Source organism: Marinobacter lipolyticus SM19 (assembly GCF_000397065.2).
In the GTDB taxonomy this organism is placed as follows: Bacteria; Pseudomonadota; Gammaproteobacteria; order Pseudomonadales; family Oleiphilaceae; genus Marinobacter; species Marinobacter lipolyticus.
The window spans coordinates 624,037-648,324 of sequence record NZ_KE007317.1; the positions used below are offsets into that span (position 1 = coordinate 624,037).

Genomic DNA, 24,288 nt, shown 5'->3' on the forward strand with positions numbered 1-24,288 from the left:
ACCCTTATGCCCCTGATCCTTCTCAGCGGCGAATTTTCATCGGGAGGTAGCGATGAGCAACGAGATACCGGTCAAACAGATTGACCCGTCCTCTGACCCCTCCGATAAGAACAATAAATCCGGAACCGTCGAGTTATACGCCAGCCGTAAGAAGATCTACGTCAAGGAAGTCAAGGAAGGCTTCTTCCAGCGCATCCGTAACGTCAGCCTGCTGGTGTTGATGGGTATGTATTTTCTGTTTGTCTGGCTCACCCTGGACGGCCAGCCACTGATTCACTTCGACCTCCCCGCCAGGGAATTCCATCTGTACGGGCTGACGTTATACCCGAAAGATTTCTTCCTGTTGTCCGGCCTTCTGATCATCGCCGCATTCGGTCTGTTCTTTATCACCACGCTGTTTGGACGCGTCTGGTGTGGATACACCTGTCCGCAAACCGTATGGACCTTTATTTTCATGTGGGTCGAAGAACGGATTGAAGGCAGTCGCAACAAACGCATGAAACTGGACAAATCGCCACGATCCACGCAGAAAGTGGTGAAAAAGTCCCTGAAGCATACCGCCTGGCTATTGATCGCTCTCGCAACGGGTCTCACGTTCGTCGGCTATTTCTACCCCATTCGTGAACTGATTGCCGATTTGTTCACGCTTCAGGCCAACGGTTGGGCTTACTTCTGGGTCGGATTCTTTACCCTGGCTACGTACCTCAACGCCGGCTGGATGCGAGAACAGGTCTGCCTGTATATGTGCCCCTATGCCCGCTTCCAGTCAGTGATGTTTGACCCTGACACCCGTGTGGTGTCCTACGATCCAAACCGAGGTGAACCCAGGGGCGGACGCAAGAAGGATGCGGATCCGGCAGAACTTGGGCTTGGGGACTGTATCGACTGCGGCCAGTGCGTCCAGGTCTGCCCCACTGGTATCGATATCCGGGACGGGCTTCAGTATGAATGTATCGGCTGCGCTCTGTGTATTGATGCCTGCGATGAAGTGATGGACAAGATGAATTACCCGAGAGGGTTGATTCGCTACACCACCGAGAACGAGCTTGAGGGCAAACCCTCCAAACTCATGCGCCCCCGAACCTTCGGTTACGGCGCGGTGCTTGCGTTGATGACCGGCGCCATTGTGTTTGTCCTGGCGACCCGGGTGCCGGCGCAGCTGGATGTCCTCAAGGATCGCGGCGCGCCATTCGGCTTCAATGGACAGGGGCGAGTCGAGAACTCATACACCCTGAAAATCGCCAATATGACGGAGGTACCACAAACCTTCAACATCTCAGTTTCCGGCATGGAGGGTATTCAACTCTTAACAAATACCCAGGTGACAGTCGACAGTGGCGAAAATCGGGCGCTTCCAACGGTCGTGGATGTCGACCCGGAGACAATCACCCAAAGCAACAACATCATTCGGTTCCGCATCACCTCGGAAACCGATGAGTCACTGATCATTGAAACTGAAAGCCGATTTGTCGGTCCTACCCGCTAGCATTCCGGCTACCCGTTACGGACCTATTTGAGAGATTATGAGTTATGACTGAAGACACTGTTAAGCCCTGGTATCGCCAGCCGTGGTTCTGGTTCCTGACGATTTTTCCGTTGGCTTCCATCACCTATTGCGCCATTGCCATCACCATTGCAATGAACACCGAGAATTCCATGGTGACCGACGACTATTCCAAAGAAGGTCGCGGCATCAACATGGAAATTGCCCGCGATCAGAAAGCCAGCGATCTGGGACTTCAGGCGCAAATGTCATTCTCCGACCGGAACATCAAACTGGTGCTGGACAGCCACTCTGGTCAGACGGATTACCCTTACCTGATCCTCAACCTGTTCCACCCGACCATCGCTGAAAAGGACAGGACCATTCAGTTCTCCCGAACCGGTCAGGGCACCTATCGGGCAACCATGAATCAGGACATCAAAGGCCGTTGGTACTTTGATCTGCGCAGTCCCGACAATGACTGGCGCCTGAAGGGCGAAACATCCCTGCCTTCTGAAACAGCCATTCAGGTAGGCGTGGTAAACCGTTAGTTCGTGTGAACACCCTATTCTGTTTCCATTGCGGTGAAGCGGCTGAAGGCTCACCGCCTATCACCCTTGAGCTCGACGGTGAAACCCGGCATTTCTGTTGCCGGGGCTGTAAGGCAGTGTGTGAAACCATCCGCTCGGAAGGACTGACCGGCTTTTACCAGTACCGAACGGAACCCGCCGTCACGCCGAAACAGCTGACACGAAACGAGCTGGAGCGGATACGTGAAGTAGATCATCCGCTGATTCAGTCATCCTTCGTCACTGCCACCAAAGGCGGGCAGGAAGCCCAACTGCTGATTGAGGGCATCACCTGTGCTGCGTGCATCTGGTTGCTGGAAAACCACATGGCCAAGCAACCCGGGGTGCAGTCATTCTCTGTGAACCACACCACCCAGCGGGCACGACTGGTCTGGTCTGCGGAACAGGCGAAGCTGAGCGATCTGCTCATTGCTATCCACGAACTCGGCTATCGGGCCAGACCCTATCAGGCCGATGATGCGGAAAAAACGCTCAAGGCAGAACACCGTACCACGCTGATTCGGCTCGCGGTTGCAGGCATCGGCACAATGCAGAGTATGATGCTGGCGTTCCCCCTGTATTTTGAGTTGGTCAATGACCTGTCTCCGGATTTCATTGCGTTTTTTCGCTGGTTCAGCCTGCTGGTCGCCACCCCGGTGGTGCTGTTCAGTGCCCGGCCTTTTTTCCGAAACGCCCGCAGGGACTTGCTAAGCCGCCACCTGACCATGGATGTGCCGGTCGCCATTGCTATTGGTCTGGCCTACGCCGCCAGCGCCTGGGTCACCGTGATGGGCGGTGACGAAGTCTATTTCGAATCTGTGTGCATGTTTACATTCTTCCTGTTGCTGGGCCGCTACATCGAGATGCAGGCGAGGTATCGGGCAGGACTTGCCGGTAACGCCCTGGCCGGCTTTCAGCCGGACGTAGCGACGCGTATCAGTGGGGATACGACCACCATCGTCGCCAGCCATGAACTGCGCGCCGGAGACACAATTCGGGTACGTCCCGGGGAGACGTTACCAGTGGATGGTCGCATCATCAGCGGCCATTCCACTCTCAACGAAGCCGCTCTGACCGGTGAATACCTACCAGAAACCCGGCAGCCCGGCGATACCGTGCATGCCGGCAGCGTTAACGGCGAAAACCCATTGGATATCGAAGTCAGCAGTGCTGGTGCACAGACCCGGCTTTCAGGCATCCTTCGCATTCTCGACCGCGTACAGGCGGAGAAACCTCCGGTCGCCAGGATGGCCGATCGTATCGCGGGCACCTTCGTCAGCCGGGTGCTGATCCTGACGCCACTGGTATGGATAGGCTGGTGGCTGGCGGGAGCTGACAACGCCTTTGATATCACCCTCTCCGTGCTGGTGGTCACCTGCCCCTGTGCCTTGTCGCTGGCGACGCCGACGGCCATCACCTCCGCAACGGTCAGACTTCGCCGGCTGGGATTTCTGCCGACTCGCGGCCACACTCTGGAATCCCTCAACGATATCGATACGGTTATTTTCGATAAAACCGGCACCCTCACCCGCGGTGAACTCAGCCTGATTGAAACCCGAGTGACCGGATCCCTGAACGAGCCAGCCTGCATCAGTCTCGCCACTGGCCTGGAAAAACACTCCGAGCACCCCATTGCCCGGATATTCCACCCGTTTTCCGGCGCTACCGTGTCCTCAGTCACCAACCATCTGGGTGGCGGCCTGTCCGGTGTCCATGATGGCAAACCGGTGTATATCGGCCACAGTGGGTTTGTCAGAGAGCACACCCGCGCTCCACAACCATCAGTACCGGTCACTCAGGGTATCGACATCTGGCTGGCCACCGATAGCGAATGGCTGGCGCGCTTCACGCTGGACGACCAGCCCCGGCCCGATGCGAAGGCCACCATCGCCAGATTGAAGTCTTTGGGTATCCACACGCTGCTACTCAGTGGTGACCGGTCAGGACATGTGGAGCAGATTGCACGGAGCGTGGGCGTTGACGAAGCCATTGGACAAGCGACACCGGAACAGAAGCTGGAAACATTGCGTAAACTGGTGAGGGAAGGCCGCAACGTAATGATGGTGGGCGATGGATTGAACGATCTTCCGTCCATGGCCGGAGCAAGCATTTCCGTGGCCATGGGAAGTGCAGCCGACCTGACACAACTGAAGGCCGATGCCGTGCTGCTCAACGGCCAGTTGATGCAACTGACCGAGGCCATGAACACCAGCCGCCTGACCCGCCGGGTCATTCGTCAGAACCTGGGCTGGGCCCTGGTGTACAATGTGCTGGCGCTACCACTGGCAGCAGCCGGCATGGTGCCGCCCTGGCTTGCTGCCATTGGCATGTCCCTGAGCTCACTGGTGGTGGTATTGAATGCACTCAGGCTTGGCCGCACAACACCTGATGATCACCAGACCGGCCATGCGGTTGGCGCCCTGACCACACCCTGATACCTTAGTCAGGACACCCAGTTAATCCGAGGTTTCACTGTGCAAATAGTAATGATCCTGGTCCCCGTCATGCTCATCCTCGTGGCCTTGGGTATCGTTCTTTTTTCCTGGGCGGTCAAAAACGGCCAGTACGACGACCTGGAAGGGCCGGCGCATCGCATCCTGTACGATGACGACAAAGACATGATTCCGGATGACGCCAAGCCGCCCAGTGAAAGGAAGATCGCTGACTCCGACGAGACCGAAGACGAGAAAAAAGACAGCTGATGACCGAAGGCTTGTACCTGAGCTACCCCAGCGCTTTTCTCATCGGCTTGTTGGGCAGTACGCATTGCCTGGCCATGTGCGGTGGCATCAGTGCGTCTCTGTCCCTGGCGCTGCCCGTCGGCAGAGGGTTTCGCCTGCGTCAGACGTTGATGCTCCTGGCCTTCAACGGCGGGCGAATTGGCAGCTACACGGTGATTGCTACCCTGATTGCGTTGCTGACCACCAGCGCTGCCGACCAGTGGGCCCAGCTCGCACCGGTGCTGAGAAGCATCGCTGGCATTTTGCTGATTCTGATGGGCCTGTCGATGGGCCAGTGGTGGCAGGGTATTCGTTATATTGAACGTGTTGGTGCACCGGTATGGAAGGTGCTTTCCCCCCTGACCCGACGCTTCCTGCCCGTCCACCACGCCTGGCAGGCACTTGCCCTGGGGAGTCTGTGGGGCTGGTTGCCCTGCGGCCTGATCTACAGCACCCTCGGGTGGGCCGCGCTGCAGCCCTCTGTCGGAAGCGCGGCCACTACCATGGTCTTTTTCGGCCTCGGCACCCTGCCTTCCATGCTGGCCACCGGTTACGCGGCAACCTGGATAAAAAAGCTTCAGGGTCAGCAGCAGATCCGACAGCTAACCGGTGTGCTTCTGATCGGATTCGGGATCTGGACACTGCCCCTGGGCATGGTTCTGCGTAGCGGGCACGGCGGGTAAAGCCTCCTACCAGGCTCCCGATTCAGATATTGAGTACGTCCAGCCGACCAAAGTCAGCGGGCTCGGGCTCCACGGAGCCAACAGCCGGTGCGCTCTGCCCGTTCAGCCGCTTGCCCTCACGGAAATCATACAACGTGCTATCCGCCAGGTGCGATGGCTCCACGTTGCACATGGCACGGAACATGGTTTCCAAACGGCCTGGGTGCTGCTTGTCCCAGGTCTGGAACATCTCCTTGATTACCTGACGCTGCAGGTTTTCCTGAGAACCGCACAGGTTACAGGGAATGATCGGAAATTCACGCAGTGCCGCATAACGGGCAATATCCTTTTCACGGCTGAATGCCAGGGGGCGAATCACTGTGTTCCGGCCATCGTCGCTGTGCAAGACCGGTGGCATTGACTTGAGCTTGCCCCCGTAGAACATGTTCAGGAACAGGGTTTCCAGCAGATCGTCCCGGTGATGTCCCAGCGCGATCTTGGTGACACCGTGCTCTTCCGCAAAATTATAAAGAATTCCGCGACGTAGGCGGGAACAAAGACCGCATGTGGTCTTCCCTTCCGGCACTTTTTCCTTAACAATACTGTATGTGTCTTTTTCGATGATGTGGTACTCGATGCCCATGGCTTTCAGGTAGTCGGGCAACACCTCTTCCGGGAAACCCGGCTGCTTCTGGTCAAGGTTGACGGCAATCAGTTCAAAGGAGACCGGCGCACTTTTCTGCAGGTTCATCAGGATATCCAGCATCGCGTAGGAATCCTTGCCGCCGCTCAGGCAGCACATAACCTTGTCACCGGCTTCAATCATCGAATACTCTGCAATGGCCTGCCCGACTTCACGGCGCAGACGCTTCTGCAGCTTGTTAAGTTCCAGTTTCTTCCTGCGATCCGCGTCGGACGTCAGGGGATAATCTGGGTTGGCTGTCATTGCATCAGACATAAAACACTACGTTCACTGGATTGGTGGGCTCAGAATTATACGCGTGTGAAACACTCAGGGACAGGATACCGACATGGATATGTTACAAACCACGGACGATACCGTTGGCAAACGGGAAACCAACCGTATCCGTAACCGCAACGCCATACTGGCGGCGGCCCGGGAATGTTTCCGGGAAAAGGGCTATGACAACTCCACCATCCGGGATATCGTCCGCCGGACGGGGCTCGCCGCCGGCACCTTCTACAATTACTTCTCCAGCAAACAGGATATATTCGCTGCCCTGCTGACTGATTTCCTCAATCGGCTCAATACCAACCTGAACCATTACCGGCAGACATCCGATACCGCCAGGGAGTTTATCCATACGGCCTATCTTGCCCTGTTCCAGGCCACTGCGGATGACCCGCTGGTTTACCAACTGGCTCATCGGAACGATCATGCCATCCGCGACCTGTTTGGGGCTGATCTCCTTGGTCTGGCGATGTTAGCCCTGGACGAAGAAATCCACAGTGCCGTCAAACGGGAGCTGTTGCCTGACGTTGACCAGGATTACCTTCGCGCGGCATTTTCCGGCGTCGCCTACGAAATGAGTTTACGCGTCGCCAGAAGAACTCATGAATCTCCAGGCAAGGGTGAGCATGAGGCGCAACAGGCAGCACAATTTGCAGCCACGCTGTTTATGGGCGGACTGACACAACTGCCCAAGCTTTCCTAACCACGCCGGGTCCCCTAACATGGAGCCATGAACGAACCATCCCAGACCAACGCATCATCCGCAAACGGAACCTCGCCAGCAGAGTCCGATCACGGTGCGGTGCTGGACCTGCAAATCCAGCACATGCTGGTCGCGGTTGAGAACGAACTGCGCCGGCACCCGGAAGGTATCAACGAACTCAGTCTCATCAAGCGCCTTCAGAGCCCACCATGGGAACTGATTGGCGAGGTCTCATTCAGTGAACCGGAGAAGCTCTACCCGGTTCACTTTCTACTATTCCATACCCTGTATCGATTGCGTGATCAGCTCAATGACAACGGGGAAACCCTGAATATTTCCCCCATGCGCCTGCAATTGCTGAGGAGCCCTGTCGTTTCGGGGTCAGGTGTTGCCGGCGAAGTCGATACACTGCGGGAGTTTTACCTGGATATTTCCCAGTATCGGATGTCAGAGGTCACTATTCAGAAAATGATGAACGATTTCTGGACCGGACACTACCCGAAACGCCCGCAACGGCAGGAAGCGATAGAGGCGGCCGAGATCCTGGGGTTTGCTCACCTTCCGGACAGTTTCAGCAAGGTGAAGCACCGGTTCCGCCGGGCTGTCATGCAGGCCCACCCGGATCGCGGTGGCGATACCGAGAGTATCCAGAGCCTGAACCAGGCCTTTTCGGTACTCAAAGCACACTTTCAATAATCAGAGCCAGGAAGGATCAATGGTGAAGATAACAATCCGATTTTTATGTGGTTTATTGTTTACCGGTGCCGCACTCAGTGCCCAGGCAGACCTCGTGGTTCTCCAGTATCACCACGTCAGTAATGCCACACCGCCAGCCACCAGCACGTCCATTTCCCTGTTTGAAAGGCAGTTGGAAATGATCGAAGACCTGCAGCTGGACGTCGTCTCGCTGCAGCACGGAACAGAAGCGGCGTTGAAGGGCGAACTGACGAATCGCAAACTGATTGCCATCACTTTCGATGACGCCTATGAATCCGTCTATTCGGAGGCGGCACCCAGGCTCGCGCGCCGAGGCTACCCCTACACGATATTTGTAAACACCCGCGCCGTGGGCGGCACCGGCTACATGACCTGGGCCCAACTGAGAGAACTCGGGGAAAAGAACGGGGTTACCATTGCCAACCACAGCCACGATCACGGCCACCTGGCAAAGCGACCCGACGAAAGCCAATCTCAGTGGGAACAGAGAGTGGAGACCAGCCTCGACCGCGCCCAGTCTGGCCTGGAGGAGAAGCTCGGCACTGATACCGCCCTGTTTGCCTATCCCTACGGCGAATTTGATGCCCGGCTCGAGGAAAAACTGGCTGAGAGAGGCTGGTTCGGATTCGGACAGCAATCAGGCGCCGTTGGAGAAAACTCAGGCACCACCCGGCTACCCCGGTTCCCCATGGCCAACGCCTATGGCCAGCTCAGTACCCTGAAAGACAAACTGCTCAGCAAGGCACTGCCTGTAGATACCAGTACCCTGCCTGCAGGCGTTATCACCGACAATCCGCCAACGCTGGAATTCACGCTTCCTGGGTCCTTGAGCGTGAATCGACTGGCCTGCTTCGCATCCGGCCAGGGCCGTATCGACGTTGATAGTATGGGCGGCGGTACAGTCAAGGTGACGGCTCCAGACGCCTTCAACAGTCGACGTTTCCGCTACAACTGCACACACCCCGCCGACGATGGCAGCTACTACTGGCTGTCTCAACAATGGCTGGACCTGGGCCAGCCGGAAGACTGACCCTAACGCTCCCGAATCTCAGCCAGACCCAATTCGCCCCGCAGGCTGTGGTGAATGGCTCGGGGGCCGCGTTTATCCTCAACAACGGTCTGCCCCTGCAGGTCCTCGTCTCGGGTGAAGATCACCATCCAGCGTTCACCGTGCCCGGGAAACACCGGTATAAAGGCTTCCAGGTAACCATGGCGATGCCAGGTTTCCGGCACATACTCCGCCACCAGGTCGGTAACAATTCTCACTGGTTTCATGCTGGTATCGAGAAAGGCAATCGAAGGTACGAACAGCCCGTCATTCGCGAATGATCGCAGCCGCAGGATAAAATCACGCTTCTCCGCCCCGGCAGGCAAACGAATCAGCCGATACGGACTGCGCCCGGTCATAAAATCATGAACCGGTGAGCTGTCGTCGAGTGTCACGCCAAACTCACGATCGCTGCGCCAGACCTCAACATCCCCGCGCCCAAAGTCCTCACAACAATTCCCTGCCCAGCGCTTGAGGAAGCCGTCTCCTGCGTCATCAATACCGAGAATGGCAAAGGCATCCGGATCGCCACCTTCCCTTTTGGTAACGGGTGCAGAATAAGCGCTGCGGTGATAGATGCTGGCAGGCGTCAGCTTGACGGGTGGCCTGATTCGACCTTTTTCCACCTCTGAGCGTGTATCCGGTTGATAATAGCTCGTCCGGATATTGCCTTCGGCGTCCTGCCAGGTGAAGTATGGCTGGGGCTCTCCCGGACGGACATAACCTCGCCGTTCCAGTTCATTCCCATCCGGATAATTTTCCAGGTTGAACTCCGAGTCATCTGCGGAGGCGGATTGTTCGCTACGGGCTTTATCCCGGGAGGGCTGTTCAGACTCCGGTTCGGATTCACGGATTATCCGGGAGTGTTGGACCCGCCCCTTATCATCCACCCAGGTGAAATACCCTTCCCGCGAGGAAGGTGAACTTCCATCGGCCTGGCAGCCAACGAGAGCGGCAAGGGCCATCGTTACAGTGAGAATTGCCGCGTACGGGAACCGGTTGTTGGGCATATCTTCTGATCACCTTAACGACGCAACCAAACCCTGGGGACGCGTCAGAACTTTGTCCGGAAACTGAGGCCCGCCATCACGACACGCAGTGAAGTTTTCACATCCAGCCCAGCGTACGGGTTGTAGATGATATTGGTTATATTGTCACAGTTAATGTTGCAACTGGTATCCGCCGGAATGGTCTCAACGGAGTGCAGGTAACTCAGGTTCATATCAATTTCGGTGTCCTTGTCCCACCGGTACCCCATACCAATGCTATACAGGTTAGCGCCCCCAAACGGCGCCATGATGGATCGTTGGTCATCCGGGATCACCGAATCACGGATCTCCACCCCGGCCCGCAGGTCCAGGCGGGATGAGGCATGGAACTCCAGCCCAAACGCCCAGTTCCACTGATCCGTGAAGCCAAGGGGCAGCCGCAGGGTATTCGGCGTCGCATTATCCGGAGACAGGATGCGTGCCGCGTTGAGGAATTCCAGGTTGCGGTCAAAGCGGAAAACGAACGCATCCCACTGTTTGTAGTCGGTCCAGCCCGCATCCACATTCACCGTCAGCTTCGGATGGACGTCCACGCTGATACCGGTCTGGAAGTGCTGAGGATACACCAGATCCATGCTTACGTTACCGGCCTCACGGGGGGCACCTGACGGCAAGCTGAGAATGGCGGAGGTAATCGCCCCCAGTACCGAGCCATTCACACTCTGCCAGAAACCCGACCAGTCATCAGTGTACTCAATCTCGAAGGTACCCTTGAGATTCATGTCCGCTTCGGAGGTGTAACTCGCACCCCAACTAAACCAGTGGGTCGGCTCCCACATCACCCCGAGTGTATAAGTGGGAGACAGAGTATCCTGAACATCAATGCTCAAGGCACCAATGTCATCCCAGGGACCTACGTTACCGCCACATAACGCCAGCCATGGCTGCAATGGTTCATCACCGCTCTCGCAGTTAAAGGCGTCCTGGAGCACTTCCGCGACACCCAGCAGCATATTGGGTGCACGCATGTACTGGTCTGCAGCAATCCCCATGTGGGACAGGTGAATCCCTGCGCCTACGGACCATTCGTCATTGATCTCGTATCCAACGGTGGGGGCCAGGTAGGTGGTTCTCTGCAGTGCCGTCGCCTGGGGCTGATAGCGCCCCGGATCGTCCTTGTCCCGGTAAAAGCCGGCAGCCAGCGGCAGATAGAACGCATTACCGAAAGTCAGTTTTGACCCCGGAGGGTTAATGCTGATGCCGGCCGATGGCGCAATCGCCGGTCCCGGAGGAGCGCGTAAGATTCCATACCCCGGCAGGTACAACGCCACGTTATTGGTGTGACTGTGGCTATTGGCGACCGGATCCCGCTGTTCACCAGTGAGCGGGTCGGTCTCCAGACCATCAATGCCGAATATTTCATAGCCTTCCGGGGCATGAAAATCGGCATCGACATCGAGATAAACGCTCATCAGGTTGACTTCAAGCTGGCGTCCTTCCAGCTTGGTCAGCCCCGCCGGATTATAGTGAATCGCCATGATGCCGGGCGGATCTGCCGTCACCGCGTTCCCCAGAGCCAGGGCCTTGGGGTGAATCGTCAGGTTCTGCGCGAGCTGGGCCTCGGCACCACACGAGATGGTCGCGGCGATCACTGCGCCGAGAATCTGCCTGTTGTGGCTGGTCATTCCCATGGAGTCTTCCCTTCCCGTAAAACGTCAGCGACTTCGATCACTCTTTGAGGCCGGAGAAATTAATGGGCAGGGACACGCCCAGAGAAAAGTCCGGGGCATCCTCAGTAAGGCCAATACCGAGGCTGGTGTTCACGATGGTGGTGTCGCTGACACGGGTGCCCAGTGAAAAACTGAGAAAACCGGTCATCTGGTCCTGGGCGACCGCCTGGTCCCCATTGGTGAACGTCAGGATGGTCTCGTCGCTGTAGCTGAGTTGTGCTGAAACACTGAGGGAAATGTCGTAGGACAATGAGTAGGCAAAACCGGCCGAACCTGACAGACCGAACCCGGGCTCGACTTTCTCCAGCAACCTCGCCCCCCGGACCTGCTGCAGGCCCGACTCGGTCACGTTATAGGTGGCGCTGAGGGAACCGAATATAACCACCGGATCTAGTACCTTCGACAGGCTTGCTCCACCGCCAATCGAATAGTAGCCGCTGCCGGTGGAGAGCTGCTCATTGATGTCTATCTCGTAGGGACTAACACCGGTCTTGGAAGAAAGTGTGCCGAACAGAGTGGTGGACATCTTGCCGGGTACATAGGCAAATGGCTGCCAGCGGGCCGTAAAGGAGATATCCCCAAAATCGTAAACATTGAGTTCATCCTGCGTGTCATACTTCACCACAAGCGGAACCCGTGTGCCCACTGTCAGGTTATCCAGAAGGCCATAGTCATAGGAGAAAGCATTGGTAAAGCTGTGGGTGGCCGAGGGCACCACATCCAGATTGCGAACCGAACCGTTGGTAATCGCCAGGTCCAGCCGCTGGTCCGCGGTGTAGCTGTAATCAAACGAATAATTCAGGGCATGGGAGCCTTTTTTCTGCAGGGAGTAATTTTTCTCAGACGCCTGAAAGACCTCTTCCAGTTGACGAGTGGAATCCTCATCACCTTCCTGTTTCGCCAGTGCTTCCCGTGCCTGGTCGACATTGTCTTCCTGTGCTGCAGCGACCCCAGGCACCAAGGCTGCTATTGAACAAAGGATAAAGCCTCGCGTAAACCAACGATTCATCCTGACTCCCTTAATTCTGATTTTATTATTCCTGATTCCCGGAGGCTGAATCCGGGCGATTAATTCCGGCGGTAGTGAAGCTGCTTACGCGTGTTTTCCACGCTGCCATCCGGGTTGTTCTTCTGGCGTTCAAGCAGGTTCTGAACACGCCTGGCGGTTGATTCATGGAACTCGGGTACTCGCTGTAGCGCCAGCAGGGTCATGGTCTGGTCATCGATGAAACGCAAGTCCTCTTCCTTGAGCTCCAGGTAATCCAGTGGCTGGTCACTGCCCGGAAACACAATGAACAACACGTTGTCGTCCCACTTCTCCTCGAACTGCGCCAGGGTGAAGGAAATGTTCCCTACCGCCGGATCAGCGAGATAAACCCGGTCATCCCGGATAGCCCTGAGCACAACAAAATGTTTGAAACCGGCGTGATGAATCGGGACGATGGCGGGGTGATCCAGGTCGATCAGATCTTCGATGCTGGCCTTGAATCCGCCGGAGGGATACCCCAGAGCCGTCACCAGGCGTTTCATGTCCAGCATGGAAAAGGCACGGCGCTGAACGATCCGTTCACTCTCCCCGTAATGAAGCAGACCTTCCATTACCTGTCGCTCGTTCAGTGTCCGCCCCAGATAGAAGTTCAGCACGGTGGTCAGCGCAGCGCTGCCGCAACTGTAGTCGTATGCCTGGCGGACTATGTTGCGGAACTTCTGCTCTACCAGGGGTTCCACCCGGACATCCGAGCGCAGCTTGACCGGGCTGCTGTCGACATCCTGTTCGATGACTATCGCTCCCTTATCAAACGGCTCCACAACGGTTGCTTCCTGCACCATGGTGAAAGTAAGGATGGATCCGGCGAGCACCAGCAGCATGTCAGAAGAAGTCCCTGTTATTATTTGTCACGGTAATTCGCACGCATTATTGAGTTACATGTTGTTACGGTAAGATACCGAAAAGCCCCGGTGCTTAAAGATAACTGTGCCTCAAATCTATCGCTGCAGAAGAGGCCGTGGGGCAAGGTTTTGAGAACTGGTTCAAGGCATCGCCGCGAATCGGCTCAGAGTTGACGGCGGGACCGAAAGCCGGTATCAAACCTACTGAATTTGCCTGTAACCCAATTTGAAGATCCTGATGACAACAACACTTAGCCCGGGTCACCTGACATTTATTGCTGCGAAGAATCAGCCTCCCCAGCCACCAACGGCACTCCTCCCGAGAGAGAAGTTCAATGACCTGTTGCATGGACTTGCTCCCGTCAACCTGCTTCTGGTGCATGCGCCAGCCGGTTACGGCAAAACCACGACCATGGCCGACCGACTCCGGGCACTGGAAGCCAGGGCTGCCTGGTATCGACTCGAGAGTGGAGACAATGATCCCGCCCGGTTTGCAGGCTACCTGGCTCAGGCACTAGAAGTGCAGGTGCCGGGATGTTGCCAGAGCACACTTGAAACACTGCAGAACGACGGCTATTCCAGCCTGGAATCGTTTCTGACCGATCTGCTCGCTGAGCTACCTCAAGACGACGAGCCGCTTTATGTTGTCCTTGATGACTATCACCTGATCACCAATCAGGACATCCACGACAGCCTCCGCTTCCTGCTTCGCCATATTCCCGCCTACCTGACCCTGGTGTTAATCAGCCGTACCATGCCACCAGTGGGCGTGGCTCAGCTACGAATGCAGGGACGTATGAGTGAGATAACCACTCGCGATCTGGCTTTCGGCGCTGACGAAGCACAACAGTATTTTGAGAGCCGGCTGCCCTACGAGGTTTCCCGGGAAAGCATTGAACGTGCGGTAAGGCGTTCTGAAGGATGGATATCCGCATTTCAGCTGCTGTCCGCCTCGGCGGCCACCAGCATAGAGTTCAGTGACTTCGTAGACCAGTTGGCCCATGGCAACCAGTATATATTCGATTACTTTGACGAACTGCTTGGACAGGGGCTAACCGAGCAACAACGGACCTTCCTGTTGCGAACCAGCATTCTTGATCGATTCAATGCTGCCATGGTGATGCGGGTGATGAATGACAGCGATGGCCAGGCGCTGCTCAGCAGTCTCCTGGGCATGGGGCTGTTTATCACCCCTGTTGATAATTCAGCCCTCTGGTTCCGTTATCATCCGCTGTTTTCGGTGTATTTACGTCACCTGCTCAGCTGCACAACACAGGAAAACCAGCAGGAACTTCACCAGCGCGCCGTTGATGCGTGGCTGGAACTGGATCATGCGGAGGAAGCAGCAAAACACGCCATTGCGGCGAAAGATGTCGACCGTATAACTCGGGTCCTGACCGCCCACGGCCGCAAATTCTTCACCGAGGGGCAATTTACCCTGCTGCAACGCTGCCTCGACACACTGCCCCAGGACATTATTGCGCAAGCCCCCACGTTGACACTGCTGCGAGCCTGGGTTGCCCAGGGGCAATACAAGTTTGATGAGGTGGAAAACTGGCTGTCAGCTGCGGAAGCCCGGTTACAGGCTTCCATGAATGACGACACCCAGCGCGCTATCGAAGGAGAATTCAGTGCCATTCGGGCCCAGGTTGCCATGAATTACGGGGACCATGAGCGAGCCCTGGTGCTGGCAACAGAGGCCATCAACCAGGAAGCCCGTTTCCTGCCCACTTCCCGGGTTGCGGCGGCGTCCGTGATCGGTGAAGCCCTGTTCGTGCAGGGGCAACTTGATGAAGCGTTGGCACGGATGCAGGATACCGAGCACCTGGCTCGCACTCACCACGCGCACCAGAACGTACTCTGGGCCCTGTGTCAGCAATCCGAGATCAGTGTGGCGATGGGGTTGCTGCAAAAGGCCTACAACATCCAGGAACGCGCGTTCCAGTATGCCGAAGAGAACCATCTCAATCACCTGCCCATTCTCGAGTTCCTGTTCCGTATCCGCAGCCAGATCATGTGGGAATGGCATCACCTGGAGAGCGCTGAGCGCTGTGCGTTACAGGGGATTGAGATTCTGGAAGCACAGGGCGAGCGCTGGTATGTCCAGAGCCACACATCCCTGGCCAAGGTCGCCCATGCCCGTGGCCGGCAAAGCCTGTGCGCCGACTACATCAGCCGGATCCAGAAAATGCTGGCAGCCGGAGACTATCACCTGGATTGGGTCGCCAATGCCCATGCCACCATGCTGACGTATTGGGATGCCGTTCGTGACCATGATTCAATTCAGCGCTGGCTGACCATTGCCCCGCCCTGTGACCCGGCATCGGCCACCAACCATTTTCACCAGTGCAACGGTCGTAACCGGGCACGGGCATTAGTGAGTCTCGGGCAATATGAACTCGCCCTGCCATTATTGGAATCACTGACAGAAGTGGCTGAGAGGATCGGCCTGAAGACCGATCTCAATCGCAACCACATTGCCCTCGCCTATCTTTTCTGGCAAATGGAGAATCGGGATCAGGCTCTGGTCCACATGAAAACCGCGCTGACCCTGGCCAGCACCACTGGCGCAGTCGGCAGTTTTCTGCGCATGGGTAAAGTACTGATTGTTATCCTGAAAGCACTGATCAATGAAGGTGCCATTGATGGCATGGAATTACAACGCGCGGAACGATTGATTCAACTGGCACAACAGCAACGGGATTTTAGCCGTGCGATTCGTATCTCACTGGATGAGGCCATTATCCAGGACATCATCGATCGTCCGGATGTACCAGAGCTGATCCGCACATCTCCCCTCACCCGCAGGGAATGGCAGATCCTGAGCCTGATTCATGCCGGCCTGTCCAACGACCAGATCGCGGAACACCTGAAGGTGGCGTCCACCACGGTGAAAACCCACATTCGCAGCCTGTACCAGAAACAGAACATCAGTCACCGTGCAGAAGCCATCGAACTGGCTAAGGACCTTCTGAGCAAGATTCAGGGCGAATAGGTATTACAGGGTGAATACCAGACCAAGCAACAGGTAACTGGCCAGGGTCACCACCAGTATGCCCATGATATTGAGCACAAACCCTGCGCGTATCATGTCCTGAATCTTCATGTGGCCACTGGAGAACACAATGGCGTTTGGTGGCGTGGCCACTGGCATCATGAACGCGCAGCTCGCGGCAATCGCCGCCGGTACCGTCAGTAGCAGGGGTGACAGGTTCTGGGACATAGCCACTGCGCCAAGTAATGGCAGGAAAGCCGCGGCGGTGGCAGTGTTGCTGGTCACTTCCGTCAGGAAAATAATGACGCCGGCGACCAGGACAATCATCACAATGACAGGCAGATGACCGGCGATACTCAGGCTCTCGGCAATCCATTCGGCCAGTCCGGAACTGCTGATGACACCGGCCATCGCCAGGCCACCCCCGAACAGAAGTAACACGCCCCAGGGAATGTTCTGGGCGGTTTCCCAATCCAGCACGAATAGCCGCTCTTTCACATTTACAGGGATCAGAAACATGGCCACCGCTGCTGAAATAGCAATACCGGTATCACTGAGCCAGGGCATCAGGCTGTCCGACAACAACGGTCGGAAGATCCACGCAGCGGCAGTGAGTATGAAAACCGTTGCAACCAGTTTCTCCCCTTTCTTCAGCGAGCCCAGGGCTGCCAGTTCATCATCAATCATGGTGCCGCTGTCACCTTGACTGGAAAGGCCAAAATCCTTCCGGGTCAACCACCACCAGGTCAACAGCAACATCAGCAAAGTGACCGGCACACCGATCAGCATCCACTGGGCAAATCCGATGGACACGCCCTGATTCTCACTGAGATAGGCGGCCAAAAGCGCATTGGGTGGGGTGCCGATGAGGGTGGCAATGCCGCCAATGCTTGCGGAGTACGCAATCGCCAGGAGAAGCGCTGTCGCATACCGGCGCTGCGCTTCTGGCTCTGAACTTCCCATCATCGCAATCACCGACAAACCAATGGGCAGCATCATGATGGATGTCGCCGTATTACTGACCCACATGCTGAGGAAGGCCGTGGCAATCATGAACCCGGCAATCTGACGTTTGGGTTTATCCCCCACGGAACGCAGGGTCAGCAATGCGATTCGCCGGTGAAGGTTCCAGCGTTGCATTGCGAGACCCAGTGTAAAGCCACCCAGAAACAGGAAGATGATCGGGTTGGCATAAGGCGCGGTAGCTTCTTTGACCGAGCCCAACCCCAACGCCGGCACCAATACGATCGGCAGCAGTGCCGTGGCCGGGATGGGAATGGCTTCGGTGGACCACCAGGTTGCCATGAGCAACATCAGTCCGGCTGCAGCCCAGGCGGCGTTGTTCATTCCCTCCGGTGCCGGCAGCACAAGGGTGAGCAGCAGAAACAGCGGCCCCAGAAACAAGCCGATCATCTGACTTTTGGGCAAACCCTCGTTTTGTTTTTGGATTTTCGACCGCATCATCTATTCCTCCTAGCGAGCTCTGACCCGGACTCCATCAGACAGTTGCCGGTCCGGATGCCTGACCAGCTGATCCCCCTCGTCGAGGCCGCGTTCTACGACGGTAAACAGTCCATTGCTCTCACCCGTCGCAATTGGGGTAATACGTGCTACCCCCTCGACCACACGAAATACAAAGGGCTCGCCGTTACGGCGAAACACCGCGGAGGCAGGGACGTTCAGCACGTCGTCGGATTGCCACAACAGAAATGAGGCATCCACCCGATAGCCATCACCAAGCTCCTGCCATTCATCCCTTGCGCTGACAATGTCAGCCACCACCTGGACACGCTGCTCTTCCACCCCCAGTGCCGAGATGTCCACGAATCCGACCGGCTCTATCCGTCGCACAACAGCCTCAAGCTCCGGCCCACCCCAACCGTCCAACCGTACCCGGCCGCCCGACTGTAACCGCACTGCATCAAAGCTGAGTACATCGACCACCACTTCCAGAGCACCGGGATCGCCGACTTCAACAATGGCATCACCGGCCTGGACTACGCCCTCACTCTTGCGTAAAACGCCCAACACTGCGCCGTTTACGGGTGCACGAACCGCTACTCGTTCCACCGGGATTTCACCCGCTGATCGGGCGGCAGAAACGTCGAGGCGAGTACGGGCCACTTCCAGCTCGTGAGCGACCACCTCTTCATCGAATCTGGCGGATCGCAGAATGGCGGCGGATCGAACCGCTGCAAGCTCCGCCTGCTGGACCCTCTCGGTGGAAACAAAGTCAGACCCTTTCAATGACTGTAGCCGTTCGAACTCCTTCTGGGCCAATTGCGCGTCCGCCTTTGCCGCAGCCACTTTCTGTCGTGCCGAATTCAGGGCTGAGTTTGCTGCCGCCAGCCGTGCCTGCGCTTCCGCCCGGCTGCGGGCATCAAGAACACTGGCTGGCATTGGTTCCACCTCTGTGAGCAATTCGCCGGGGATCACAGAATCACCGACTTCCAGCTCCACCCGGTGGAGGTAGCCCGCAACTGGCGAAGACACGACGTATCGGTCCCTGACACGGGTTTTTCCTTCTTCCGTAATGGTCACAGCCAGCGCCCCTCTTTCAACCTTGGCAAGATCGACCCAGACGGCATCGGGGCGCAGTGCAAGAGCGACTGCCCCCAGCGCCAGCAATCCCATCAAGCCCCAGAATACATACTTGCCGGAGCCCCTTTTTTTCGTCACCATCATTAACCCCTTGCTGAACAGCCCTACTCCCGGGTTTTCAGTACCGCCACCAGATCCAGACCCCGCAACCGCCACCAGGCAATAAATCCGGAACCCAATGCAGACAACACAACAACGGCAGCGGAGATTCCGAACGTCTGATACGTAATCAACAGAGGGACGCGATAGAGTTCAGTCTGCATTGCCGACACGATCAGTTCACCCAAACCATGACCGATTGCCCAGCCCAGTGGCACACCCAATATCAGCAACAGTGCGAGCTCACCCAAAAGGATATGAGACACCTCGTTGTGGGTGTATCCCAGCACGCGCAGACTTGCCAGTTCACGCCCTTTCTCCGCCAACGAGATACGTATCGTGTTATAGATCACCCCGAACGCAATGATGCCCCCAAGGATGCTGTTTACCAGCGTGAACGTCAGGAAATTCCGGGCCAGGGTGTCAAAGAAACTGTCCAGCATGGCCTGCCGGATACCAATGCCGAGCACACCGGGCATTTCCCTGAGCTGTCGATAAAGACCGGGGGCACGCTCATCCTCGATATTCAGAAGCGCCTGATTGATCTGGGGCCCATCACTCAGGCTGCGATTGAGAGCGGAAAGCATCATATAGGCACCGACGCCCAGAAACTCATTGGTAATGCCGGCCACCGGAATCTCAAGCTTTCGCCGCTCCCCCTCCAGCACCTCGATAGTCAATATGTCACCCGGTTTCACGCCCAACTCAACAGCCAGAAAATCGGTCAGCAACAGACCAGCGGGTGGCAGTGGAACCGGGTTCAGATTCTGATCGATCACAAACTGGACTTTGGCATCACCGGGGATGCCCGTGAGCACGGTGCGCCATTCCCGGTGACCGTTAATCAGGCGGGCTGATACCAATCGTCGACCTTCGGCGTAAAGCACCCCAGGCTGTCGGGCAAGACCATACAGCGCAGCCTCATTAACAGGCTCGACAAAGCTGACAGATATGTCCTGTTGCTGCACCCGGGCGAACTGGGTGTGTACCATCAAACCGACGGAGTCAAACTGGAAATTACCAACCATAACGATGGCCGCGGCCATCGCAACACCGGTGGCTGATAACAGGGTGCGAGTCGGTCTGCTGGCAAGCTGGCGAAGGATCATCCTTGACGGCTGACTGAATCGGAGACCACCCAAAGCACGCTCAAAAGCCCCTTTGCGAAACCGGCCGGGGCCGTCGGGACGCATGGCTTCCGCCGGGGGCAAGGCGGCTGCGGCACGTATCGCACGCCAGCCTCCGATCCAGGCGACCAGCAGGGTAATAGCCGCAAGGAATACCAGCCACCAGGGATTGATACTGAACAGCAAACTCGGGAACCGGTAGAACTCCATGTACAGCTGGCCCAGTTCACGCCCCAGCCAGAGCCCGGCCACCGTCCCCAACAGCAGACCAACGCTGGCAATGACCAATACCATCTGGCTGTAGTGCCATCCCACCTGCCGATTGCTGTATCCGAAGGCTTTCAATACAGCAACGATGTCACGTTGGGTGCTGATCAGCCGTGAGATCACCACATTGAGGAGAAACATGGCCACTGCCATGAAAATCAACGGAAATACCGTTGCCATGGTCTTCAACTGATTCAATTCATCGTTCAGAAAACGGTGAGAGAACTGCTCTGACCGGTCGAAGGCGCCGGTGCCACCGTATCTCGCCAATAACCGATCCAGATGGTCGATGACACCTGCGATCGGGGTATCCATCTCCGTTTGAAGAACCAGGCTGTTAAAAGCACCGCTCATATCCATCGCAGCAGCGAGCGATTTACGGGGTAACCAGAGGACGCCGTATCGCTCATAATCAGGCAGCATCGCGCCCGGTGGGATGATGTAGACAAACTCGGGTGATTCCGCAACTCCCACCACTGTCATCTGCTGACGCCGGCCGTTAATAATGGCGGAAAGGGTATCGCCGGGAACCAGACCGTGGGCATCGGCAAAGCTGCCTATGACTACAACTTCATTGTTTCGTCCAGCCTCCGGCAAGCGGCCAAGTCGCAAATACAGTCGGTTTACCTCTGGCATGCCGGTTTCGGGTAACGAGATGAGCCGTGCCGAGACCGGCTCATCAAAGCCGGCAATATCAAGCTTGGCCGCGCCCTCTACCCGGGCACCGACGTTGTAGATGCCGGGAATACGTGCAACCTGCTGCAGCACGTGATTCGGCGCCCGTTTGAGAGATACAAAGACATCCGCAAACCGGTGCTCAGCGTAGTAATCAGCCCGAGTGGCGGTCAGCGAGGAATAATTCACCAGTGACATCAGACACACGGCAACGCCACCGCCAATCACCAGGGCGATGGCAATGACCTGCCCCTTCAGATGCCAAAGCTCTCTATAGAGTTTTGTACGCAGAGTATGGCCGCTCATATCATCACCAGCTCAGCGACCGCGGGTCCTGGCGCAACCCGTTGCGGTGCTCGCCACTGATTCTGCCATCGGACAGGGTGATCACCCGGTCCGCCATATTGGCTATCGCAGCGTTGTGGGTAATGATCACTGTGGTGGTCCCGGTCTCCCGGTTAGCTTTTTCCAGCGCCTCCAGAACCCGGATACCGGTGGCTGAATCCAGGGCACCGGTGGGCTCATCGCACAGCAGTACCTCCGGGCACTTTGCGATGGCCCGTGCTATTGCAACACGCTGTTGCTCGCCACCGGAAAGCTGGGCAGGAAAATGATCCATTCTTCCCTCAAGGCCAACCAGTGCCAACGCCTGCTCCGGCTCCATGGGATGGCGCGAAATTTCAGTCACTGCGGCCACATTTTCACGCGCAGTCAGGCTGGGGATGAGATTGTAGAACTGGAAAACAAAGCCGACAAAATCACGTCGATAGCGGGTCAGGTCCTTTTCCCGGGCACCGTCCAGGCGTTCATCGCGATAGGAGACGGTCCCCGTACTCGGTACGTCCAGACCGCCGAGGATATTCAGCAATGTGGATTTTCCCGATCCCGAGGCACCAAGCATCACCACCAGTTCACCAGCGTACAGGTCAAGATCCACACCCTGAAGGGCATGGACCTGGACCTCTCCCTGATCGTAGACCTTGGTCAGTCCACGGGTCTGGAAAACCGGCTGATTTACCATGCGCCTATCCCTGCGTAAGGATTCGTCGTTATCCTGGCGACTCAGTGGCCAGTATGATCGTAGAGGTCAAGTCAGCCGTCGGCACAATCCACACAAACGGTCGTATAGGGCAGCACCTGAAGCCGGCGCGGATCAATTTCTTCTCCACACCGCTCGCACTCATCTCCCATACCCTGCTGGATTCGCTCCAGCGCATGTTCAATCTGGGCCAGCTCGGAGCGGGTCTCGGATTCCAGGGAATCCACCACTTCGTCGTTCTGGGTCTGTACCGCTTGCTCCTCGAAATCCTTCTCCAGAGCCCCGTCTTCACGGTGCTGGTGAGCCTCAAAGCGTGACAGCCTGGCTTTCAGATCCGACCGTAGGGTTTCCAACTCGGATTGTCGGTTATTCATCGCGCACCTCCTGAAATCGCTGCCGATGATGTGTCAACTATAGAGGACACAGAGTAAATCATAAGCTGGACTGTGGATTGATGCTTGTCAAAATTGCCGCTGACATTTGAGTATCTCGCCCAATAGCCCGTTATATGTCACTATTTCGCTCCTTCTTATCGGCGGAGCGATTGTCATGTTTTACACCACCACGGCCGCACTGGCTGTTGCCCTCATCCTGTTTACCTGGCTTGGCGTGCGGGCAAGACTGGCCGACGGGGGCCTTGATGATTTCGTGACCGCACGGAATACACAGGGCGCAAGAGCTCTCGGCCTCAGTTTCCTGGCCTCGGGGATGGGCGGCTGGATCCTGTTTGCGCCCCCGGAAGTCGGCGCACTGGTGGGACCGCTGGCGCTGGCAGGTTACGCACTCGGCGCGGCCCTGCCATTCATTGTATTCGCCTTCTGCGGCCCCGCCATTCGTCGGCTTCTACCACAGGGTCGAAGCATTGGAGAGTTTGCACAGGCCTGCTACGGCAACGGCGTCCGCCGCTATGTATCTCTGATCTCAGTGCTTTACATGCTCTGTTTTGTGACCGCCGAACTCACTGCCATCGGTGCTATTACATCCCTGCTCTCCAACGTGAACGGCAATCTGGCGGTTGTGGCCGTGGCTTCAGCAACGCTGATCTACACGGCCTGGGGAGGTTTACGGGCGAGCCTCGTGACGGACCAATGGCAGGCCTTCCTGCTGATCGCTCTGCTCATCATAGTCGGCGTGGTTGCGATCAACCGCCTGCCTGAGATCAGTCTGGATCATAGCCCTTCGGTTCCGGTTGGCAGCGCATTGAGTGTGGCACTCACCCTGGTAATCGCGGTAACTGCGGCCAACCTGTTTCACCAGGGTTACTGGCAACGCTTGTGGTCCGCACGTGACACTTCTTCCCTCCAGCGCGGCGCATTCTTCGGGGGCATCATCACCATTGCCGTGGTTGCCCTGGTGGGCTCGATGGGCATCGCAGCGGCCATGAGCGGAACGGATCTTGGTAATCCACCGATTCCATTCTTCGCCATGCTTTCAGGCGCACCAGCGTGGCTGACCATTCCGGCTCTTGTACTGGCACTGACTCTGGTCGCGTCCTCCGTGGATACCTTGCAGAACGCCCTGGCCTCGCTGGCCGTTACCGAAAAGAAGGGGTTATCCCTGACCGCCGCCCGCTGGATTACAGTGTTGCTGATGATACCCGTGGTACTGGTGGCGCTGCAGGGCATCTCCGTCCTCCGGCTGTTTCTGATCGCCGACCTGCTGTGTGCGACCGCCGTGATTCCGGTACTTATGGGACTGTGGAAAAAAATGTCGACAACTGCAGCCGTAGGCGGAGGACTGGCGGGACTGGTCGGTGCCATCCTGCCCGGCTGGATCAGCGGTGGCACCCTGAGTGCCGGCTTGATGGCCGCGAGTTTCCCTGGGGCCTTTCCAACACTGTCCCCCTTCCTCGGGGCTCTTCTCTGTTCCGTGGCCGCCAGCGTTATTCTGGCGGCCCTGGCCGGACGGAAATAGGCAGAAAAAGCTTCTCGGCCTGACCCTTCATGGTCAGGCCTCCCCCCTCTACGCCCCCCTCCTCCCCCCATCTACGCCAACAAAAAC

20 protein-coding genes are annotated in these 24,288 nt (G+C 57.0%); 10 read left to right on the forward strand and 10 right to left on the reverse strand.

Annotation, left to right across the window (positions count from 1 at the left end; translation table 11 throughout):
* Positions 1–52: 52 nt before the first annotated feature.
* Genes ccoG through MARLIPOL_RS09250 form a run of 5 tightly spaced genes read left to right on the forward strand, consistent with a single transcriptional unit; the run spans position 53 to position 5,455 of the window.
* Positions 53–1,486, forward strand: a complete 1,434-nt coding sequence (ccoG, locus tag MARLIPOL_RS09230) for a cytochrome c oxidase accessory protein CcoG (RefSeq protein WP_012137790.1) — start codon at positions 53–55, stop codon at positions 1,484–1,486.
* Positions 1,487–1,530: 44 nt separating this feature from the next.
* Positions 1,531–2,034 carry a FixH family protein gene (locus tag MARLIPOL_RS09235; protein ID WP_012137791.1) on the forward strand — a complete coding sequence of 168 codons (504 nt, stop codon included), beginning with the start codon at positions 1,531–1,533 and terminating at the stop codon, positions 2,032–2,034.
* 5 nt (positions 2,035–2,039) lie between these two features.
* The gene (locus tag MARLIPOL_RS09240; RefSeq protein ID WP_036191008.1) at positions 2,040–4,487 is read left to right on the forward strand and encodes a heavy metal translocating P-type ATPase; all 2,448 of its coding nucleotides are present in this window, start codon (positions 2,040–2,042) and stop codon (positions 4,485–4,487) included.
* 51 nt (positions 4,488–4,538) lie between these two features.
* Complete coding sequence (ccoS, locus tag MARLIPOL_RS09245; RefSeq protein WP_012137793.1) at positions 4,539–4,754, forward strand: cbb3-type cytochrome oxidase assembly protein CcoS; 216 nt, start codon at positions 4,539–4,541, stop codon at positions 4,752–4,754.
* Positions 4,754–5,455 carry a sulfite exporter TauE/SafE family protein gene (locus MARLIPOL_RS09250; RefSeq protein ID WP_012137794.1) on the forward strand — a complete coding sequence of 234 codons (702 nt, stop codon included), beginning with the start codon at positions 4,754–4,756 and terminating at the stop codon, positions 5,453–5,455. Before ccoS ends, MARLIPOL_RS09250 begins: the two co-directional genes overlap by 1 nt.
* Positions 5,456–5,477: 22 nt before the next feature.
* Here the strand turns inward: MARLIPOL_RS09250 and ttcA are convergent, their stop codons facing one another.
* Positions 5,478–6,392 carry a tRNA 2-thiocytidine(32) synthetase TtcA gene (gene ttcA, locus MARLIPOL_RS09255; RefSeq protein WP_012137795.1) on the reverse strand — a complete coding sequence of 305 codons (915 nt, stop codon included), beginning with the start codon at positions 6,390–6,392 and terminating at the stop codon, positions 5,478–5,480.
* A gap of 73 nt (positions 6,393–6,465) precedes the next feature.
* On the opposite strand from ttcA, the gene MARLIPOL_RS09260 reads away from it, so the two are divergent.
* The 3 genes from MARLIPOL_RS09260 to MARLIPOL_RS09270 are packed head-to-tail and all read left to right on the forward strand — an operon-like array spanning position 6,466 to position 8,857.
* On the forward strand, positions 6,466–7,110 hold the full coding sequence (locus MARLIPOL_RS09260) for a TetR/AcrR family transcriptional regulator (RefSeq protein WP_012137796.1): 645 nt from the start codon (positions 6,466–6,468) through the stop codon (positions 7,108–7,110).
* A 27-nt stretch (positions 7,111–7,137) separates the two neighbouring features.
* Positions 7,138–7,806 (forward strand): DNA-J related domain-containing protein, encoded by a 669-nt coding sequence (locus tag MARLIPOL_RS09265; protein WP_012137797.1) that lies wholly within the window; start codon positions 7,138–7,140, stop codon positions 7,804–7,806.
* A gap of 19 nt (positions 7,807–7,825) precedes the next feature.
* A complete protein-coding gene (locus tag MARLIPOL_RS09270; RefSeq protein ID WP_012137798.1) occupies positions 7,826–8,857 on the forward strand; it encodes a polysaccharide deacetylase family protein in 1,032 nt (343 codons plus the stop codon).
* A 2-nt stretch (positions 8,858–8,859) separates the two neighbouring features.
* Here MARLIPOL_RS09270 and MARLIPOL_RS09275 read toward each other — a convergent pair whose 3' ends face one another.
* From MARLIPOL_RS09275 to MARLIPOL_RS09290, 4 genes are read right to left on the reverse strand one after another with little or no spacing between them, the layout of a single operon-like run.
* Positions 8,860–9,885, reverse strand: a complete 1,026-nt coding sequence (locus MARLIPOL_RS09275; RefSeq protein ID WP_012137799.1) for a MalM family protein — start codon at positions 9,883–9,885, stop codon at positions 8,860–8,862.
* A gap of 44 nt (positions 9,886–9,929) precedes the next feature.
* Complete coding sequence (locus MARLIPOL_RS09280) at positions 9,930–11,555, reverse strand: OmpP1/FadL family transporter (RefSeq protein WP_012137800.1); 1,626 nt, start codon at positions 11,553–11,555, stop codon at positions 9,930–9,932.
* A gap of 37 nt (positions 11,556–11,592) precedes the next feature.
* The gene (locus MARLIPOL_RS09285) at positions 11,593–12,603 is read right to left on the reverse strand and encodes a hypothetical protein (RefSeq protein WP_012137801.1); all 1,011 of its coding nucleotides are present in this window, start codon (positions 12,601–12,603) and stop codon (positions 11,593–11,595) included.
* A 59-nt stretch (positions 12,604–12,662) separates the two neighbouring features.
* A complete protein-coding gene (locus MARLIPOL_RS09290; protein ID WP_012137802.1) occupies positions 12,663–13,463 on the reverse strand; it encodes a C39 family peptidase in 801 nt (266 codons plus the stop codon).
* A 259-nt stretch (positions 13,464–13,722) separates the two neighbouring features.
* Between MARLIPOL_RS09290 and malT the strand changes: the two genes are divergently transcribed.
* Complete coding sequence (gene malT, locus MARLIPOL_RS09295) at positions 13,723–16,479, forward strand: HTH-type transcriptional regulator MalT (protein ID WP_036191016.1); 2,757 nt, start codon at positions 13,723–13,725, stop codon at positions 16,477–16,479.
* 3 nt (positions 16,480–16,482) lie between these two features.
* On the opposite strand, the gene MARLIPOL_RS09300 is transcribed toward malT, so the two are convergent.
* From MARLIPOL_RS09300 to MARLIPOL_RS09320, 5 genes are all read right to left on the reverse strand, one after another.
* Positions 16,483–17,943 carry an SLC13 family permease gene (locus tag MARLIPOL_RS09300; protein ID WP_012137805.1) on the reverse strand — a complete coding sequence of 487 codons (1,461 nt, stop codon included), beginning with the start codon at positions 17,941–17,943 and terminating at the stop codon, positions 16,483–16,485.
* 9 nt (positions 17,944–17,952) lie between these two features.
* Positions 17,953–19,161, reverse strand: coding sequence for an efflux RND transporter periplasmic adaptor subunit (locus MARLIPOL_RS09305; RefSeq protein ID WP_186008478.1), 1,209 nt, complete (start codon positions 19,159–19,161; stop codon positions 17,953–17,955).
* 23 nt (positions 19,162–19,184) lie between these two features.
* The gene (locus MARLIPOL_RS09310; RefSeq protein ID WP_012137808.1) at positions 19,185–21,554 is read right to left on the reverse strand and encodes an ABC transporter permease; all 2,370 of its coding nucleotides are present in this window, start codon (positions 21,552–21,554) and stop codon (positions 19,185–19,187) included.
* A 4-nt stretch (positions 21,555–21,558) separates the two neighbouring features.
* Entirely contained in the window at positions 21,559–22,269 is a 711-nt protein-coding gene (locus tag MARLIPOL_RS09315; RefSeq protein WP_012137809.1) for an ABC transporter ATP-binding protein, read from the reverse strand.
* A gap of 71 nt (positions 22,270–22,340) precedes the next feature.
* Positions 22,341–22,661, reverse strand: coding sequence for a TraR/DksA family transcriptional regulator (locus MARLIPOL_RS09320; RefSeq protein WP_012137810.1), 321 nt, complete (start codon positions 22,659–22,661; stop codon positions 22,341–22,343).
* Positions 22,662–22,836: 175 nt separating this feature from the next.
* Here MARLIPOL_RS09320 and MARLIPOL_RS09325 point away from each other — a divergent pair, with 175 nt between their 5' ends.
* On the forward strand, positions 22,837–24,201 hold the full coding sequence (locus MARLIPOL_RS09325) for an SLC5/6 family protein (RefSeq protein WP_012137811.1): 1,365 nt from the start codon (positions 22,837–22,839) through the stop codon (positions 24,199–24,201).
* The last annotated feature ends 87 nt before the right edge of the window (positions 24,202–24,288 follow it).

Excerpts from the sequence above, each read along its gene's own strand:
- ccoG (WP_012137790.1), top strand. The coding sequence starts at position 53 with ATGAGCAACGAGATACCGGTCAAACAGATTGACCCGTCCTCTGACCCC.
- MARLIPOL_RS09235 (WP_012137791.1), top strand. The coding sequence starts at position 1,531 with ATGACTGAAGACACTGTTAAGCCCTGGTATCGCCAGCCGTGGTTCTGG.
- ccoS (WP_012137793.1), top strand. The coding sequence starts at position 4,539 with ATGATCCTGGTCCCCGTCATGCTCATCCTCGTGGCCTTGGGTATCGTT.
- MARLIPOL_RS09250 (WP_012137794.1), top strand. The coding sequence starts at position 4,754 with ATGACCGAAGGCTTGTACCTGAGCTACCCCAGCGCTTTTCTCATCGGC.
- ttcA (WP_012137795.1), bottom strand. The coding sequence starts at position 6,392 with ATGTCTGATGCAATGACAGCCAACCCAGATTATCCCCTGACGTCCGAC.
- MARLIPOL_RS09260 (WP_012137796.1), top strand. The coding sequence starts at position 6,466 with ATGGATATGTTACAAACCACGGACGATACCGTTGGCAAACGGGAAACC.
- MARLIPOL_RS09265 (WP_012137797.1), top strand. The coding sequence starts at position 7,138 with ATGAACGAACCATCCCAGACCAACGCATCATCCGCAAACGGAACCTCG.
- MARLIPOL_RS09270 (WP_012137798.1), top strand. The coding sequence starts at position 7,826 with ATGGTGAAGATAACAATCCGATTTTTATGTGGTTTATTGTTTACCGGT.
- MARLIPOL_RS09275 (WP_012137799.1), bottom strand. The coding sequence starts at position 9,885 with ATGCCCAACAACCGGTTCCCGTACGCGGCAATTCTCACTGTAACGATG.
- MARLIPOL_RS09280 (WP_012137800.1), bottom strand. The coding sequence starts at position 11,555 with ATGGGAATGACCAGCCACAACAGGCAGATTCTCGGCGCAGTGATCGCC.
- MARLIPOL_RS09285 (WP_012137801.1), bottom strand. The coding sequence starts at position 12,603 with ATGAATCGTTGGTTTACGCGAGGCTTTATCCTTTGTTCAATAGCAGCC.
- MARLIPOL_RS09290 (WP_012137802.1), bottom strand. The coding sequence starts at position 13,463 with ATGCTGCTGGTGCTCGCCGGATCCATCCTTACTTTCACCATGGTGCAG.
- malT (WP_036191016.1), top strand. The coding sequence starts at position 13,723 with ATGACAACAACACTTAGCCCGGGTCACCTGACATTTATTGCTGCGAAG.
- MARLIPOL_RS09300 (WP_012137805.1), bottom strand. The coding sequence starts at position 17,943 with ATGATGCGGTCGAAAATCCAAAAACAAAACGAGGGTTTGCCCAAAAGT.
- MARLIPOL_RS09305 (WP_186008478.1), bottom strand. The coding sequence starts at position 19,161 with ATGGTGACGAAAAAAAGGGGCTCCGGCAAGTATGTATTCTGGGGCTTG.
- MARLIPOL_RS09310 (WP_012137808.1), bottom strand. The coding sequence starts at position 21,554 with ATGAGCGGCCATACTCTGCGTACAAAACTCTATAGAGAGCTTTGGCAT.
- MARLIPOL_RS09315 (WP_012137809.1), bottom strand. The coding sequence starts at position 22,269 with ATGGTAAATCAGCCGGTTTTCCAGACCCGTGGACTGACCAAGGTCTAC.
- MARLIPOL_RS09320 (WP_012137810.1), bottom strand. The coding sequence starts at position 22,661 with ATGAATAACCGACAATCCGAGTTGGAAACCCTACGGTCGGATCTGAAA.
- MARLIPOL_RS09325 (WP_012137811.1), top strand. The coding sequence starts at position 22,837 with ATGTTTTACACCACCACGGCCGCACTGGCTGTTGCCCTCATCCTGTTT.